The sequence below is a fragment of the Paracoccus sp. 22332 genome, assembly GCF_052045125.1.
GTDB classification, from domain to species: domain Bacteria; phylum Pseudomonadota; class Alphaproteobacteria; order Rhodobacterales; family Rhodobacteraceae; genus Paracoccus; species Paracoccus haematequi_A.
The window spans coordinates 1-15684 of sequence record NZ_JBQEOI010000055.1; the positions used below are offsets into that span (position 1 = coordinate 1).

The 15684-nt window shown below is 64.8% G+C and carries 14 protein-coding genes and 1 pseudogene; 10 read left to right on the forward strand and 5 right to left on the reverse strand.

Annotation, left to right across the window (positions count from 1 at the left end):
• Positions 1–45 precede the first annotated feature (45 nt).
• Together ACTJI6_RS21750 and ACTJI6_RS21755 are read left to right on the forward strand one after the other, a co-directional pair.
• Positions 46–390 (forward strand): FAD-binding oxidoreductase, encoded by a 345-nt coding sequence (locus ACTJI6_RS21750; protein WP_440803666.1) that lies wholly within the window; start codon positions 46–48, stop codon positions 388–390.
• A 171-nt stretch (positions 391–561) separates the two neighbouring features.
• On the forward strand, positions 562–1875 hold the full coding sequence (locus ACTJI6_RS21755; RefSeq protein ID WP_440803422.1) for a LysR family transcriptional regulator: 1314 nt from the start codon (positions 562–564) through the stop codon (positions 1873–1875).
• Here the strand turns inward: ACTJI6_RS21755 and ACTJI6_RS21760 are convergent.
• From ACTJI6_RS21760 to ACTJI6_RS21775, 4 genes are read right to left on the reverse strand one after another with little or no spacing between them, the layout of a single operon-like run.
• Positions 1872–2756 carry a DUF1932 domain-containing protein gene (locus ACTJI6_RS21760; protein WP_440803420.1) on the reverse strand — a complete coding sequence of 295 codons (885 nt, stop codon included), beginning with the start codon at positions 2754–2756 and terminating at the stop codon, positions 1872–1874. The two genes, ACTJI6_RS21755 and ACTJI6_RS21760, sit on opposite strands and share 4 nt — an antisense overlap.
• A 10-nt stretch (positions 2757–2766) precedes the next feature.
• The gene (locus ACTJI6_RS21765) at positions 2767–4071 is read right to left on the reverse strand and encodes a TRAP transporter large permease (RefSeq protein ID WP_440803647.1); all 1305 of its coding nucleotides are present in this window, start codon (positions 4069–4071) and stop codon (positions 2767–2769) included.
• On the reverse strand, positions 4071–4571 hold the full coding sequence (locus ACTJI6_RS21770) for a TRAP transporter small permease (RefSeq protein ID WP_440803649.1): 501 nt from the start codon (positions 4569–4571) through the stop codon (positions 4071–4073). The genes ACTJI6_RS21765 and ACTJI6_RS21770 overlap by 1 nt, the downstream gene beginning before the upstream one ends.
• 3 nt (positions 4572–4574) lie before the next feature.
• Entirely contained in the window at positions 4575–5546 is a 972-nt protein-coding gene (locus ACTJI6_RS21775) for a TRAP transporter substrate-binding protein (protein ID WP_440803651.1), read from the reverse strand.
• Positions 5547–5807: 261 nt separating this feature from the next.
• Between ACTJI6_RS21775 and ACTJI6_RS21780 the strand changes: the two genes are divergently transcribed.
• From ACTJI6_RS21780 to ACTJI6_RS21810, 7 genes are all read left to right on the forward strand, one after another.
• Positions 5808–6542 carry a PIG-L deacetylase family protein gene (locus ACTJI6_RS21780; RefSeq protein ID WP_440803652.1) on the forward strand — a complete coding sequence of 245 codons (735 nt, stop codon included), beginning with the start codon at positions 5808–5810 and terminating at the stop codon, positions 6540–6542.
• 21 nt (positions 6543–6563) lie between these two features.
• On the forward strand, positions 6564–7046 hold the full coding sequence (locus ACTJI6_RS21785) for a cytochrome b (protein ID WP_440803654.1): 483 nt from the start codon (positions 6564–6566) through the stop codon (positions 7044–7046).
• A gap of 36 nt (positions 7047–7082) precedes the next feature.
• Complete coding sequence (locus tag ACTJI6_RS21790; protein ID WP_440803656.1) at positions 7083–8045, forward strand: VOC family protein; 963 nt, start codon at positions 7083–7085, stop codon at positions 8043–8045.
• Positions 8046–8200: 155 nt separating this feature from the next.
• Positions 8201–9979, forward strand: coding sequence for a subtype B tannase (locus ACTJI6_RS21795; protein ID WP_440803658.1), 1779 nt, complete (start codon positions 8201–8203; stop codon positions 9977–9979).
• Positions 9980–10045: 66 nt separating this feature from the next.
• Positions 10046–10717 carry a 4-carboxy-4-hydroxy-2-oxoadipate aldolase/oxaloacetate decarboxylase gene (locus ACTJI6_RS21800; protein WP_440803660.1) on the forward strand — a complete coding sequence of 224 codons (672 nt, stop codon included), beginning with the start codon at positions 10046–10048 and terminating at the stop codon, positions 10715–10717.
• The gene (locus tag ACTJI6_RS21805; RefSeq protein ID WP_440803662.1) at positions 10710–12392 is read left to right on the forward strand and encodes a tannase/feruloyl esterase family alpha/beta hydrolase; all 1683 of its coding nucleotides are present in this window, start codon (positions 10710–10712) and stop codon (positions 12390–12392) included. The genes ACTJI6_RS21800 and ACTJI6_RS21805 overlap by 8 nt, the downstream gene beginning before the upstream one ends.
• 3 nt (positions 12393–12395) lie before the next feature.
• Positions 12396–13451: a 4-oxalomesaconate tautomerase gene (locus tag ACTJI6_RS21810; RefSeq protein ID WP_440803664.1), complete on the forward strand. Its 1056-nt coding sequence runs from the start codon at positions 12396–12398 to the stop codon at positions 13449–13451.
• Positions 13452–13533: 82 nt separating this feature from the next.
• Here ACTJI6_RS21810 and ACTJI6_RS21815 read toward each other — a convergent pair.
• Positions 13534–14304: pseudogene (locus ACTJI6_RS21815) on the reverse strand (ISKra4 family transposase); the annotation flags it as partial.
• A gap of 124 nt (positions 14305–14428) precedes the next feature.
• On the opposite strand from ACTJI6_RS21815, the gene ACTJI6_RS21820 reads away from it, so the two are divergent.
• Entirely contained in the window at positions 14429–15634 is a 1206-nt protein-coding gene (locus ACTJI6_RS21820; protein ID WP_440803160.1) for an IS256 family transposase, read from the forward strand.
• Positions 15635–15684 lie beyond the last annotated feature (50 nt).

The window sequence follows — 15684 nt, forward strand, 5'->3', positions numbered from 1 at the left end:
CAACGGCGCGAGGGACCGCAGATCAAGCATGACGTCGCCGTGCCGGTGGCGCGGCTCGCCGATTTTGTAGCCCTGACAGAACCAATGCTGTCGAAGATCCTGCCGGGTGTCCGCGTCAATCCCTTCGGCCACCTGGGCGACGGAAATGTCCATCTCAATCTGTCGCCCCCGCCAGATGCGGATTTCGCAGGCACGGAGGCCATGTTGTCCCAGGCGATCTATGACCTTGTTGTCAGCGTAGGCGGAAGCTTTTCCGCCGAGCATGGCCTGGGGCAGGCAAAGGTTGGGCTGGCGGACCACCTTCGCAGCCCGATCGAACGACACCTGATGACCGCACTCATTGCCGCGGTCGATCCTGACGCACGAATGAACCCCGGCAAGATTGTCTGAAACGGGAATGCCCACGTCCAACCTCCATCCCATGCCCAAAGCATCAGATTATCAGCCGATGGTATTTCCAAACCGCTCCTGCACCGCAATTTCTGCACAACGCAGACAAAGCGAAATCGGCCCGCCGCATGTCACGGAAACCTGGCTGCGGCTTCCTGATCACGACCTCCATTGACGTTGCTTTCCAACCCAAGGTCATCGATCAATCCAATGGTCCGCGGTTCATGCTGGGCGTTCTGCATATCGTCTCCCTATGGCCCGTCAATTTCCCGCTGCTTGTCTGCAGGCGGAGGCAGCCGTAACCTTCCCGTAAGCAGGGAAGGACACATGCCAGCCAGTATCCGCCATCTCCGGATGTTCCTCGCCCTCGGGCGCAGCAATTCCGTGACACAGGCGGCTGAGGCCAACCATGTCTCGCAGCCTGCCGTCACCCAGGCCATGGTCAAGCTGGCGCAAGAGACAGGGCACCCGCTTTTCCTGCGGCGCCCCCAGGGACTGTTTTTGACCGAAGCCGGCGAACTCTTGCATCATCGAGCCGAACGGGCGCTGAGAATGCTGGATGCGGCAATGTCGGATATGGATCGTGCTGTCCGCATACAAGCGACCTGGCCGCAGCTTGTCGCGCTGATTGCCGTGACCGAAACCGAGAACTTCACCATGGCCGCCCACCGGGTGGGGCTGGCGCAGCCCACGGTTCATCGCTCGACCACCACGCTGGAAAAGGCAGCCGGCACGACCTTCTTTCAACGCACGGCGCATGGCCTGATCTCGACGCGGGCGGCGCTTCAACTGGCACAGGCCGCACGATTAGCGATGGCGGAACTGGACCAGGCCGAGTCCGACCTGGCGACGCTCAACGGGCGCGAGGTCGGCCGCATCGTTATCGGCGCGCTGCCCTTGTCGCGGTCCGGATGGCTGCCCTCGGCCATCCTGGGGTTTCGCAATCTCCGTCCTAGCTTTCCTTTCCATATCATCGATGGGCGTTACGACGAACTGCTGCTGGGCTTGCGCCGGGGCGAAATCGACATGATGCTGGGTGCCCTGCGCCTGCCGAGCCCGATCGAGGATATCGATCAGGAGCGCCTGTTCGATGACGAGGTGGTCGTCGTCGCACGTCCGGGCCATCCCCTTTCCGGCAAGGGCCGCCCGGGGTTCACCGATCTGGCTGCCTACCCTTGGGTGGTGCCCCGGCGATCGACGCCGCTTCGGGGCGTGTTGGATGCCTGCTTCCACGAACGGGCGCCAACCAACGTTATCGAGACATCCTCTGTCATCATGATGCGCGAAATCCTGCGGCAGAGCGATTACTTGGGCGGCCTGTCGAAGATGCAGGCCGAGGTTGAGGCGGGCGTCCTGGCGATCCTGCCGGTGCGCCTGCCCAATGCCAGCCGCCCGATCGGCATTACCACCCGCGCCGGTTGGGAGCCGACGCGGGCGCAGAAGGATTTCCTGGACCTTCTGCGCCGAACCGCGTCCCGGCTCTAGGGCCGGAGCCCGCTCAGGATTGCATCGGCGCGGGGGGCGAAGCTGTCCTCGCCTGCGGGCAACTCCAGCTCGCCAATCCATTGCTGCCAGTCGGCGGTGGCACTGGCCAAACCGTTGGGAAGGTCAAGTTCGGTCAGGGTGGCCGCGACTTCGCGCATCTCGGCGGCGCGGCGGCGGCCGTGGACCATCATGCGTTCCAGGTTATAGGCGGCCTGGCGCGGCCAGTCGATTTGCGGGTTCGAGGCCTGGAGCGAACCCAGGACCCGATCCTCGATCCCCGCGCGGCGGGCGGCCAGCAGGCATTCTGCGAACAGCGCCTCGGTCCCCTTGATCATCACGGATCGGACCATCTTGATGGCCGATGCGTCGCCCACCGTGCCGCCCGATACTTGCGCATCCATCCCGAGGGCGGACAGGACTGCCAGTGCGTCGTCGGCATGGGGACCGGCGATCAGCAGGGGCGTGCGGTGCATCCTGGGATAGACCGGCGCCATGATCGCCACATCGACATAGCGTCCACCGGCCGCCTCGATGACCGCGGCCGCGCGGCGCTTGGCGCCGGGCGAGCAGCTGTTGCCATCGAGCCAGAGCGCATCCGGGGCCAGATAGGGGGCCGCTTCTTCGGCGGCCAGGACGGCACGGTCCGCCGTCACCAGGCAGAAGACCGCATCCGCACCCTCAAGTGCCGTCGCCCTGTCAAGAGAAAGGCTGACGCCCGTTGCCTCGGATCGCGACAAGGGCAGTGACATGGCCTGCGGATCGTCGATCTTTTCGTCAAAGGCGCGCAGGCCCGTCGTCACGGCCCTGCTCCAGCCTTTTGCAAAGGCCTCGGCAGCCTCGCCGAAGCCGACAAAGGCGATCCGCAGAAGGTTATCACTCATGGGTCTTTCCTCAGCCGAACATCGTGTTGGGGATCAGCAGCGCGATTTGCGGAACAAGGATGATCAGGATCAGGCCCACGATCATCGCGAACAGGAACGGCATGACACCGCGGAACACTGTGGTCAACGGCACGTCCTGCGCCACGCCGCGTACCACAAAGACGTTGAGTCCGACAGGGGGCGTGATCATCCCCATCTCGATCACGATCACCGCGACGACGCCGAACCAGATCGGGTCGAAGCCAAGCTGCGTGATCACCGGGAACACGATCGGGATCGAGATCACCAGCATCGACAGCCCGTCCATGAACATTCCCATGACGACATATGCCCCGATGATCACGAACAGCGTGCCATAGGCGCCCAGGCCAAGACCCTCCAGCCCCTGGCCCAGCAGGGCGGGGATCTGGGTGACGGCAAAGAACGGGTTCAGGACGTTCGCGCCGATCACGATGGTGTAAAGCATGGCCGAGGTCTTGAGCGTGTCCATGACCGCGATGCGAAAGCCCGCCCGCGACAGTTTGCCGGCTGCGAGCGCCAGCCCGATCACCAGGGCCGCGCCGATGCCCGATGCCTCGACCGGGGTGAAGGCGCCGACATAGATGCCGCCGATGGTCAGGATCATCACCGCCAGCAGCGGCCCGGCCTGGCCCAGGCTGCGGAAACGCTGGCCCAGGGCGACGTTCGGCCCGGCAGGTGCCAGCGACGGGTTGCGCAGGGCGACCAGCCAGACGGTGACGATGAACAGCACCGTCAGCATCAGCCCCGGCAGTACGCCCGCCATGAACAGGCGTCCGATGGATTGTTCCGTCAGGATGGCGTAAAGAACAAAGCCCGTAGACGGCGGGATCAGGAAACCCAGCGTGCCCCCCGCCGCGACCGATCCAGTCGCCAGCCCGTCGGCATAGCCGAGGCGCTTCATTTCCGGCAGGGCCACCTTGCCGATGGTGACGGCGGTGGCGACTGACGATCCCGACACGGCGGAAAATGCCGCGCAGCCCAGGACCGAAGCCGAGGCAAGTCCGCCTCGGTAATGACCCACCCAGGCGAAGGCCGCGTCGTAAAGCCCGCGCGAAAACCCGGCGACCGAGGCGATGTTGCCCAGCAGCACGAACATCGGCACGACGATCAGCGTCTCGCTGGCGACCGAGGCATAGCTTTCGGTCAGGATCAGCGCGCCCGCCGTGCGCAGCCCTTCCAATGCCCACATGCCGAAGAATCCCGACAGCAGCATGGCGAAGGCCACGGGCGTGCGGAAGATCATCAGGGCGAACAGCAGGACAATGCCCCAAATGCCAACGGTGGTCGGTTCCATCATTTCGCCCCTTCGCGCAGGATGGCAATGAATTGCGCGGCCAGGACCAGCACGGTCAGCGCGATGCCCAGGGCCAGGACGCCGTAGAAGGGCCAGATCGGCAAGGCCAGCATGTTGGTCGTGTCGCCGAATTCCCAGGCATCAAGCGCCTTCAGGACCGCGCGCCAGACCAGGATGGACAGCACCAAGCCCGACAGCAGCCGCGATCCCAGGTCGCCGATGAACCGGCCCCGGCGGCCGATGGCCTTGTCGAAGACATCGACACCGACATGGCCGCCCCGTTCGGTGCAATAGGGCAGGGCGGCCATGACCAGCACCACGGCGGTCATCTGCGTGATCTCGTTCAGGCCCAGGATGGGCGCGCCGAAGACATAGCGCAGCACCACCCCGGCCGAGATCACCACCACCAGGAAGATCAGCGCGACGGCCGCCAGCACCGCCAGCCAGGCGGTGAGCCGGTCAAGCCATCCCAGGCCGGGCAGTGTTTTCGCGGCGTTCATGGCTTACTTCGCCGCCAGCGCATCGATGATGGCCTGGCCGCCGTCGGTTTCCGCGATGGCCTGTGCGGTCACGGTGTCGGCGGCCTCGTTGAAGGGGGTGGCGGCGGCTTCGTCCAGGACGATGACCTCCTTGCCCGCAGCCGCGGCGAAATCGGCGATGCCATTTTCCGCCACCGTCAACTGGACCTTCTGGCCGTCCAGCGACAACTGCTTGCCCGCCGCGTCGATGGCCGCCTGCTGGGCGGCGGACAGCCCGTCATAGGCGTCGCGGTTCATGACCACGAAGAAGGGAGAGTTGGTCGTCTCCATCCCCATGGTGATGTAGTTGGCGACCTCGGCCAGCTTGAAGGCGTTGACGGCGGTGCCGTCGATCATGGCCCCGTCGATCACGCCGGTTTGCAGGGCGTTGTAGATCTCGGACACGGGCATCGACACGGGGGTGGCGCCCCAGGCCTCGACCAGAAGGCCGGTGTTGCGCGAGGGCACGCGGATCTTCATGCCCTTGATGTCGTCCAGCACCCGCACCGGCTTTGACGCGGTGAACAGGATGTTTTCGGCACTGGACCACAGGCCCACCAGCTTGACCCGGCGATAATCCTGGCTGAACGCATCCAGGTTGTTCCACAGCGTCTCGGTGCCGGTCGCCTCGTCCAGCACGCCCGGCAGTTCGGCCGTCAGCGTCAGCGGGAACTGCGAGGCGGTATAGCCCGGCAAGGACACGGCCAGTTCGGCCACGCCATCGACCACGCGGGAATACTGCTCGACCGGGCCTGCGCCCAACTCGCCGCCGTTATACAGCTTGACCGTCACCTCGCCGTTCGTGGCGTCAGTCACGGCCTTGGCGAAGGGTTCGAAGGCGCCTGCGACATAGGGATGCGTCGGCGCCATGAAGTTGGCGAATTTAAGATCCTCGGCCATGGCGGCTGGGGCGAGCAGCGATAGCATCAGTGTCGCAGACAGCAAGGAATGTTTCATGTAATCCTCCCAAGGATGGAGGCGGACTGCCCCCAAGTCTGAAGGCAGAAATACGGCAGAAGCTCGGCCCAAGCTAATTCAAAGCACGGGAAACATCATAAGTTGCTGCTATAACGAAGGAGGTAGCGACAACCGGAATGCCGCCGATCCGGTAGTCTTCTCGTTTCCTCAATAGCATTAAGTTATGGATTTGGACGTGCTTCGGATTTGCCGATCCCTGTTCGATTGGACACATTTGTCCCAACGCACAGGAGGGAACCCATGTCCGACACAAAAACCGCCCTTGTCATCTCGGCCCATGCCGCCGATTTCGTCTGGCGCTGCGGCGGGGCAATCGCGCTGCATGCCGACAAGGGCTATGACGTGACCGTTGTGTGCCTGTCCTTCGGCGAGCGTGGCGAAAGCGCCAAGCTGTGGAAGGAACCTGGCATGACGCTGGAGGGGGTGAAATCCGCCCGCCGCAAGGAATCCGAAAAGGCTGCGCACGCCCTGGGCGTCCACGACCTGATCGAATTCGACCTAGGCGACTATCCCCTGCACCTGGACCAGGACGACAAGTTCCGGCTGGTGGACGTGATACGCAAGGTCCAGCCGGCGTTCATGCTGAGCCATAGCCAGTTCGATCCTTATAACACCGACCACATGTATGCGACGCAGGTGGCGCTGGAGTGCCGGATGATCGCGCAGGCCTGGGGCCACAACCCCGGCGAAAAGGTTCTGGGCGCGCCGCAGCTGTACCTGTTCGAACCCCACCAGACCGAGCAGATGGGCTGGAAGCCCGACACCTTCCTGGACATCACCCCCGTCTGGGACAAGAAGCGCGCCGCCATCGAATGCATGGAAGGCCAGGAACACCTGTGGGAGTACTATACCCGCGTCGCCGAAAACCGCGCCAACCACTTCATGCGCAACTCGGGCGGGCAGTCCGGGGGGCGCAAAGCGAAATACGCCGAGGGCTTCCAGTCGATCTTCCCGCGCACTGTGGACGAATTGTAAACCGACACACAGGAGCATCCCATGACCCCACCTCCCGACAGCTTCCGGCCTGCGCAGAAATGGCTGCATTGGCTGACCGCCAGTTGCATAATCCTTCAATACGCGATGTTTGACGGGATCGGCCGGCTGTTCGGGCAGGGGGTCGAGTCGGGCGCGATGCCTTATACCTTCGTGACGATCGGCCATATCGTCCTGGGAACTACGGTGCTGGTGTTCGCGCTGTTGCGGCTGACCCTGCGCTGGCGTCATGGCGTGCCGCCGCATCCCGCCGCCGAACCGGCCATCGCCACGCTTGCGGCAAAGGTCGCGCATTGCGGGCTTTATGTGCTGATCATCGGCCTGCCGGTGCTGGGGCTGCTGGCCTGGTTCCTGCCGTCCGAACGCCTGGCGGAACTGCACGCGACCGGCACCACGCTGCTGATCTGGCTGGTCATCGCCCATGTCGCGGCCGTTGTCGTCCACCAGGTCTGGTGGCGCACCGACATCCTGCGGCGGATGACCTGAAACGCTGCGCCGCACACCAAGCACCCGGAGGAGACCATGACCGACCATTGCCACGACATCGCGCACCTTGCCCATGTCGAGATGCTGACCGACAAGTTCGACGAAAGCCTGGACTTCTTCACCCGTATCTATGGCCTGACGCTGTCGGGCCGGGACGCGGACAGCGCTTATCTGCGGGCCTGGGACGATTACGAACACGCGTCCCTGAAACTGACGCGGGCGGACCGGACGGGCGTGGGCCACATCGCCTATCGCGCCGCCTCGCCCGAGGCGCTGGAACGGCGCGTCGCTGCCATCGAGGCCTCGGGCTACAACGTCCACGGCTGGATCGAGGGCGACCAGAGCCACGGCTGCGCCTTCCGCTTCGAGGATCCCTTCGGCCACGTCTTCGAGATCTACTACGATACCGTCTGGTACCAGCCGCAGCAGGACGCCGAACGCGCGGCGCTGAAGAACACCGCCAGCGCCTTCACCGGCGCCGCGCCGCGCAGGCTGGACCACTTGAACCTGCTGTCTTCGGACGTGACGGAATTCCGCCGCTTCATGGAAACCTGCCTGGGCAGCCGGGTCACGGAATATATCCAGCTGGACAATGGCCGTATCGGCGGCTGTTGGTTTACGGTCAACAACAAGACCTATGACCTCGCCTGCACCGAGGAGCATGGCGGGGGCATGGGCCGGCTGCACCACGTCACCTACGCCACCGATCAGCGCGAGGATATTCTGCGCGCCGCCGACATCTTCCTGCAGAACGGCGTCCACATCGAGACCGGGCCGCACAAGCACGCCATCCAGGGGACGTTCTTCCTGTATGTCTGGGAACCGGCGGGCAACCGGGTGGAACTGGCCAATTCCGGCGCCCGCCTGATCCTGGCGCCCGACTGGCAGCCGGTCGTCTGGACCGAGGCCGACCGCAAGAAGGGCCAGGCCTGGGGGCTGAAGACCATCGAAAGTTTCCACACCCACGGCACCCCGCCGGTGCAGAAGGCCGAGGCCTGAAAGTTTGAAACGTATCGGCAGCGGCAAACACCGCTGCCGTCAAGGGAGGAGGAGGCCCGGACCGCATCGGCGATCAGCACAAGATCGCCAGAACGGTCCACCAGCCGATCCTGAACGCGTCCGGCGCGAACCGGACCAACTTTGGAGGAAGTTGCATGAAGACGATCGGAAAGACCGTGCCACGGGTTGCCCTCGGGGCGCTCCTGGCCTCGACGGCCATGACGTGGTTTTCCGCCGCAGCCATGGCCGAAGGCGCCTATGACAGCAGCCTGACCTTTGACCCCGAAAGCTATCAGACGCTGACCGTGACCGTGGACGGCGTGGCAACAACCGTTCGCCGCTATGAAACCGTTTATGTCGGCAACCCCATCGAAATGGCCGCGACCCAGCCGCCGCGCGGCCTGGGACCGAACGGCGGCGTGCCGTCCGACACGCGGACGCCTTTGGCCGACCCTTATGGCTATCAGAAGATGTATATCTTCGTTCCCGAGAGCGCGGTGGGCAACGACGACGCGGCAATCGTCATGCGGGTGGGTAATGGCGGATGGTTCGCCAGCGGGCCGCAGGAACTGGTGCAGAACAACGGCGCCTATGTGTCCAACTCGAACACGGATGCCACGGGCGCAGCCCTGGCGGCGGGTTATGTCGTCGTCTCGACCGGCACCCGCAGCCGGGGGGCAGAGGCGGCGGACGGCCAATTGGTCGGCAAGGCCCCGGCCGCCGTTGTCGATGCCAAGGCTGCCATCCGCTATCTGCGGCTGAACGATACCGGAATCCCCGGATCGGCTGAACGGATCGTGATCAGCGGCACCTCGGGCGGGGGCGGGCTGTCGGCTGCGGTGGCGGCCAGCGGCAATGCTGCCGATTATTACCCCTATCTGGCGGAAATTGGCGCTGCCGGGATCGACGGGGACGGAAACTCGACCTTGGACGACGATGTCTTCGCCACTATCGCCTATGTGCCGATCACCGACCTGGGCAATGCCGACAAGGCCTATGAATGGCAGTACCAAGGCATCCGCACCCCGGCCAACACCATCGGTAATGATCACACCACCGCTGCTCAGGCGGCCTCTGCCGAACTGGCTGCGGCCTATCCCGCCTATCTGGAAAGCCTCGGCCTGACGCTGGAGGACGGCACGCCGCTGACCGCGGACACGATGGACGACGCGCTGCTGGCCCAGATCCGCCGCGAAACCGAGGACCACATCGCCGAAGGCGGCACGGTTCCGGCGATCGGCGAAACCTTTGCCATCACCCGCGGCGGCACCACGATCAATGTCCAGAACGACTGGCTGACTGTCGAGAATGGCGCGGTTGCCGATATCGACCTGGACAAGTTCCTGAACTTCGTGACCGGGATCACAGCCTTGAAGGTCGCGCCCGCCTTTGACGCGACGGCCAATACCGACCGCCCTTATCTGCGCGGGGAAAACTCTCTGTTCGGCACGTCCGGTCAGATCTATTCCAACTTCACGGAATACGGCTGGAACAACAATCAGGTTCTGGGCGACGGGTCGGGGCCGGACGATACCGGCATGATGTGGGCGGAGTTCATCGCGTCAGAGCAGTCCGTCATCGACGATCAACTGCGTTTGATCGACCCCTTCGCCTTCCTGAACACCGACGCCGATACCGCGCCCTTCTGGTATCTGCGCCACGGCATGATCGACCGCGACACGGCCTTTGCGGTCAACCTGGCCTTGTTCCATGCCGTCGGCAACGACCCTTCGGTCCGGGACGTGAACTTCGAACTGGCCTGGCTGACGGGCCATGCCGGCAACTACGACGTGCAGGAAGCCTATAGCTGGCTAGCCGAAAGCCTTGCCTCGGTGGATATCGCGCCGGTCCCGGTCCCGGCCAGCCTTCCGCTGGCCTTTGGCGGGCTCGGCATTTTGGGTGCCCTTAAGCGGCGGCAACGCCGCCAGCACTGAACTATCGGCCCTGTCCGGCGGTGCCGGGCGGGGATAAACCTTTCCAGGAAGAAGCAGGCAGGAGCCATGGCAAAAGTCGTCCAAACTATCACACGCGCAAGTGCCGACACCATCTTGGGTCTGGCCGATGCGGGGGTCGCCACCGTCCACGAGGCCCAAGGCCGCATCGGCTGCCTAGCGTCCTACATGCGCCCCATCTATCCCGGCATCCACATCGCCGGATCGGCGGTGACGATCAGCGCGCCTCCTGGCGACAACTGGATGCTCCATGTCGCCATCGAGCAGTTGCAGGACGGCGACATCCTAGTGCTGGCACCGACCAGTCCCTGCGACAACGGTTACTTCGGCGACCTGTTGGCGACGAGCGCGATGGCGCGAGGCTGTCGTGGCTTGGTGATCGACGCAGGCGTGCGCGACGTACGCGACCTGACCGCCATGGACTTTCCCGTCTGGTCCAAGGCCGTCAGCGCCCAGGGCACGGTTAAGGAAACGCCCGGATCGGTCAACGTGCCGATCGTTTGCGCCGGTCAGGCCATCGAGGCAGGCGACGTGATCGTGGCCGATGACGACGGCGTTTGCGTGGTCCGCCGCGCGGATGCGGACACGGTTCTGGCCGCCGCCCGCAAGCGCATGGAGGCCGAGGAAGCCAAGCGCAAGCGCCTGGCGGCGGGCGAGTTGGGCCTGGATATCTACGACATGCGGCCCCGGCTGCAGGAAAAGGGGCTGCGCTATGTTTAAGCGTCTGTCGCTGATCGCACTGGCCCTGCCCCTGCCCATCGCCGCAAGTGCCGCGCCAGCCGACCTGCCTCCGGTCGCCCCGGTCATGGCCTGCGCCGACCTGGCCGGCACCGACCTGACGGGCATCGGCGGAGAGGGCAGCACCGTTTCCGAAGCCATCGAGACGACCAGCGACGGCATCGCCGTCTGTTCCGTCACCGGAACGCTTGCACCTGCCGTCAATTTCCAGGTGCTGCTGCCCCTGGAAACCTGGACGCAGCGTTACCTCCAGGTCGGCTGCGGCGGGCTCTGCGGGCGGATCACGCTCCAATCGGGTGCATCGGCGGGCTGCACGGTGCTGAACGACGGCGGCTTCGTCATGGCCGCGACCGACATGGGCCATTCCGGCCAGGACGGCACCTGGGGGCTGGACGACGGGCAGCGCCGGGATTTCGCCTATCGCGCGCAGCACATCACCGCCGAGACGGCCAAGGCGCTAATCCGCGCCTTCTACGGCCAGGACGCGCGCTTCAGCTATTTCAACGGCTGCTCGGACGGCGGGCGCGAGGCGATCGTGGAGGCCCTGCGCTTCCCCGAGGACTTTGACGGCATCATCGCGGGCGCGCCCGCCATGCTGTTCCAGGTCCAGAACACCCTGCATCACGGCTGGCTGGCGCGCGCCAACACTGGCGCGGATGGCAAGCCGATCCTTCTGTCGGACAAACTGCCCCTGCTGCACCGCGCCGTCGTCGCCGCCTGCGACAGGACCGACGGGGTCCAGGACGGCCTTATCAGCCAGCCCGCCGCCTGTAGCTTTGACCCGGCGGTGCTGGTCTGCAAGGACGGGCAAGCGGGTGACTGTCTGACCGCCGCCGAGGCCGAGGTCGCGGCCAAGGTCTATGACGGTCCCCGCGATGCTGCCACCGGCGCGCGCCTGACGCCCGGCCAGCAGCTGCCGGGGTCCGAGCTGAACTGGCAGGGCGTCTTCGTGCCCGACAGCCACAACCAGCAGCCCTTCAGCGCGATGGTCGTGGACCCGGTGCTGCGCTATCTGGCGTTCGAGCCCGCCCGGCCCGAGATGACGCTGGACGACCTCCAATTCACCACGGCCACGCTGGACGACCTGCGCGCGCGCCATCCGCTGTTCGACGCGACCAGCCCCGACCTCTCGGCCTTCGAGGCCTCGGGCGGCAAGCTAATCCTGTGGCACGGACTGGCCGACCCGCATATCGCCCCGGCCAATACCTTGGCCCTGCACAAGGCCATGACGGGCACCATGGGCGCGGACACCGTCGCCGGGTTCGAGCGTCTCTACCTGCTGCCCGGCGTAAGCCATTGCAGCGGCGGCGAGGGGCCGTCGAACCTGGACCTGCTGACACCGATGATGGCCTGGGTCGAGGGGGGGCAGGCCCCCGACGCCATCCTGACCGCCAGCACCGCCGAAAGCTCCAGCTTTGGCCAGCCTGACGGGGGCGAAGGGCGGCGCGACGGCGGGATGGCGATGAAGGACTTGGGCGTCGCGCCCTTGCCGGCGATGACGCGCCCGGTCTGGCCCTGGCCCGCGACTGCTGCGCTGACACCTGGCACCGACTATACCCGCGCTGAAAGCTGGACCCGCGGCCCGGATGCCGCCATCGTCGCCACACGCGACTGGCCCGGCGCCGATCTATTCGCGCCCTATACCCCGACGGAGTGAGCCATGACCGAAGGCATTCCCTGCCTGTGGATGCGGGGCGGAACCTCTAAGGGGGCCTATTTCCTGGCCCGCGACCTGCCCACCGACCCCGGCGAACGCGATGTCCTGCTGCTGCGGATCATGGGCAGCCCTGATCCGCGCCAGATCGACGGGATCGGGGGGACGGATCCCCTCACGTCGAAGGTGGCACTCCTGTCGCCGTCCTCCCGTGCTGATGCGGATGTAGACTATCTGTTCCTGCAGGTTTTCGTGGACCAGGCGCTCGTGTCGGACGCGCAGGGCTGCGGCAATATCCTGGCGGGCGTCGGCCCTGCCGCCATCGAGCGCGGACTTGTCGCGGCAACCGATGGCGAGACCCCCGTCCGCATTCATATGCTGAACACCGGCGAGGTGGCCTTGGCGCGCGTCCAGACACCGGGCGGGCGCGTCAACTATGCGGGCGATGCGCAAATCGACGGCGTGCCGGGCACCGCCGCCCCCGTGCCGCTGATGTTCCAGAACATCGCAGGCTCGATGTGTGGCGCACTGCTGCCCTCGGGCGAGGCGGTGGACATGATCGAGGGCGTGGCCTGCACGCTTATCGACAACGGAATGCCTTGCGTGATCATGCGGGCAAGCGACTTCGGCCTGTCAGGCCAGGAAGGCCGCGAGACCCTGGACGCGGACAGTGCGCTGAAGGAGCGGATCGAGGCGATCAGGTTGAAAGCGGGGCCGCTGATGAGCCTGGGGGACGTGGCGCAGAAATCCGTGCCCAAGATGACGCTGGTGTCTGCCCCGGCCCAAGGCGGGACCATCAATACCCGAAGTTTCATCCCACATCGCTGCCATGCCTCGATCGGGGTCTTTGCCGCTGTCAGCGTCGCCACCGCCTGCACCCTGCCGGGCACGCCCGCCGCCGAACTGGCCGTGCTGCCAAGCGATGGCCGTTTCCGCATCGAACACCCGACCGGGGCGGCCGAAGTGCTGATCGAACAGGACGAAAAGGGCTGCGTTACCGCCGCAGGGACTTTGCGAACCGCCCGCAAGCTGATGGACGGGCGGGTCTGGCCGCGCAGTTGACGCAAGCGCCCTCGGGGCTAGTCGAAGCGTTGGATCCAGCGGAGCAGGGGGCGTGCCAAGGGGAGTGGACAGAACATGGGGGTCATGCGGGGCGTTTTCTGTTTGCGACGGTCAGCCGACCATCGAGAACTGCGGCCCTTGTGACGGCTACTCGGTGAGCCCCTTTGGGCGACCAACGCATCCTCCTGCGCTTTCCCATGCGGGCATTGGCAATGTCATCAACTGATCCTTCGGCACGAGAAGACGAGATGGGCAGCCCGTTACGGTACCGTCGGCCATAGTCGACAAGGGCTTCCATGTTGTTCGCGAGATAGGTGTACAGTGTCTCGCAGCGGGCCTGCACACGAGCGGCAGCGGTGCGGACAGCCAGAGGTTCTTCCCCGAGGCCGACGCAATCATGCATCAGCGCCTTCAGATATGTTTCCGCCACCCGTGCTCTGCCATGCCAAAGCCGCCAACGGTGGCTTTTCGCGGGGCGCTGGAACAGCACTGGAACTCCAGTGAACCCCGGTGTCTGGACCAGACCCTGAACGGCGGCCTCGATATGTTGAATGCGCATCGAGATGTGCCACCAGTCGAGGATATGTTTCACCTGACCGTCGCCACCCACGGCATTCCGTATGAGGTTCGGGAGAGCAAGCTCGCCATCAGAGATTACCGTCAACAGACGGCCTGGCTTCCATCCATAGTCGGACAGCTCTTCTCGCATGCGGCTGCTTGGCGATGCCGTCGCATTGGCGACCAAGCCAAATCGTCGGCACATATTGCGACTTTCAATCTTGCCGACCACAAGATCCAGGTGTCGCTGCTGATACTCCGGTCGACAGCGGATATGCGCACCGTCCAGGAAAACCGGGTAGTGTCCGCGGACGTGGTGTAATTTCACCGACACGTTCGGTGTAATCTCGGGTGGCCATCGAGGTGTATGATCGAGGTGGAGTTTCGACGCTTCAACCCCGGACCATACGGAGTCCCCGATGACCAAGACCACCATGGACCTGTCCGAGCTTTTGGCAAAGCACGATCAGGGTGATTTGCTGCGCAGCATCGCCGAGGCGGTTCTTCAGCTGATCATGGAAGCCGATGTTGACGGCCTGATCGGCGCCGGCCGGCACGAGCGCAGCGGAGACCGTACAACCTGGCGCAACGGATATCGCGAACGCGCGCTCGATACCCGCTTGGGCACTTTGAATCTGCGGGTGCCGAAGCTGCGGCAGGGCAGCTACTTCCCCGGCTTCCTCGAAGCCCGCAAGACCTCGGAACAGGCACTGGTTGCCGTGATCCAGGAGGCTTGGATCGGCGGCGTCTCGACCCGCCGGGTCGATGATCTCGTGCAGGCCATGGGGCTGAGCGGCATCTCCAAGAGCACGGTCTCCAAGCTGTGCAAGGACATCGATGAACGGGTCGGCGAGTTCCTGAACCGCCCGCTCACGGGGGAGTGGCCCTATGTCTGGCTCGATGCCACCTATCTCAAGCAGCGCCAGGGCGGGCGGATCGTCTCGGTTGCGGCCATAATCGCCGTGGCCGCCAATACCGAAGGCCGCCGGGAAATCATCGGCCTCGGCATTGGCCCCTCGGAGGCAGAGACCTTCTGGACAGACTTCCTGCGCTCGCTGAAGGCCCGCGGTCTCGACGGCGTGAAGCTCGTGATCAGCGATGCCCATACCGGTCTGAAGGCCGCCATTGCACGGATCTTTGAAGCTACCTGGCAAAGATGCCGGGTTCACTGGATGCGCAACGCACTCGCCCACGTCTCCAAAGGCCAACATACGGTGGTCGCGGCAGCAATCCGGCAAGCGTTCGAACAGCCCGATCGCAAGCACGCTGGCGATACCTGGCGCCATGTCGCGGAGCAGGTCCGCACCCGCTGGCCCAAGCTGGCAGACCTGATGGACGCCAGTGAGCATGACGTGCTGGCCTACATGGCGTTCCCCCGCCAGCACCGCACCAAGTTGCACAGCACCAACCCACTCGAACGCCTCAACAAGGAGGTGAAGCGCCGCGCCGATGTCGTGGGGATCTTCCCCAACGAAGCCTCGATCATGCGCCTGATCGGCGCGGTGCTGTTCGAGCAGAATGACGAATGGCAGACCTCGAGCCGCTACATGATGGTCGAGGCCTTCGCTCAGATCGACAAGGAGGAGATCGACCCCATTCTCAGCATTACCACAAAAGCCGCCTGATCATGACCTCAGGCCATCTGGGAAATTACACCAGCTTGACGGACGTGACC

Coding starts and splice junctions, on each gene's coding strand:
- ACTJI6_RS21760 (WP_440803420.1), bottom strand. CDS start 2,756: ATGAGTGATAACCTTCTGCGGATCGCCTTTGTCGGCTTCGGCGAGGCT.
- ACTJI6_RS21765 (WP_440803647.1), bottom strand. CDS start 4,071: ATGGAACCGACCACCGTTGGCATTTGGGGCATTGTCCTGCTGTTCGCC.
- ACTJI6_RS21770 (WP_440803649.1), bottom strand. CDS start 4,571: ATGAACGCCGCGAAAACACTGCCCGGCCTGGGATGGCTTGACCGGCTC.
- ACTJI6_RS21775 (WP_440803651.1), bottom strand. CDS start 5,546: ATGAAACATTCCTTGCTGTCTGCGACACTGATGCTATCGCTGCTCGCC.
- ACTJI6_RS21780 (WP_440803652.1), top strand. CDS start 5,808: ATGTCCGACACAAAAACCGCCCTTGTCATCTCGGCCCATGCCGCCGAT.
- ACTJI6_RS21785 (WP_440803654.1), top strand. CDS start 6,564: ATGACCCCACCTCCCGACAGCTTCCGGCCTGCGCAGAAATGGCTGCAT.
- ACTJI6_RS21790 (WP_440803656.1), top strand. CDS start 7,083: ATGACCGACCATTGCCACGACATCGCGCACCTTGCCCATGTCGAGATG.
- ACTJI6_RS21795 (WP_440803658.1), top strand. CDS start 8,201: ATGAAGACGATCGGAAAGACCGTGCCACGGGTTGCCCTCGGGGCGCTC.
- ACTJI6_RS21800 (WP_440803660.1), top strand. CDS start 10,046: ATGGCAAAAGTCGTCCAAACTATCACACGCGCAAGTGCCGACACCATC.
- ACTJI6_RS21805 (WP_440803662.1), top strand. CDS start 10,710: ATGTTTAAGCGTCTGTCGCTGATCGCACTGGCCCTGCCCCTGCCCATC.
- ACTJI6_RS21810 (WP_440803664.1), top strand. CDS start 12,396: ATGACCGAAGGCATTCCCTGCCTGTGGATGCGGGGCGGAACCTCTAAG.
- ACTJI6_RS21820 (WP_440803160.1), top strand. CDS start 14,429: ATGACCAAGACCACCATGGACCTGTCCGAGCTTTTGGCAAAGCACGAT.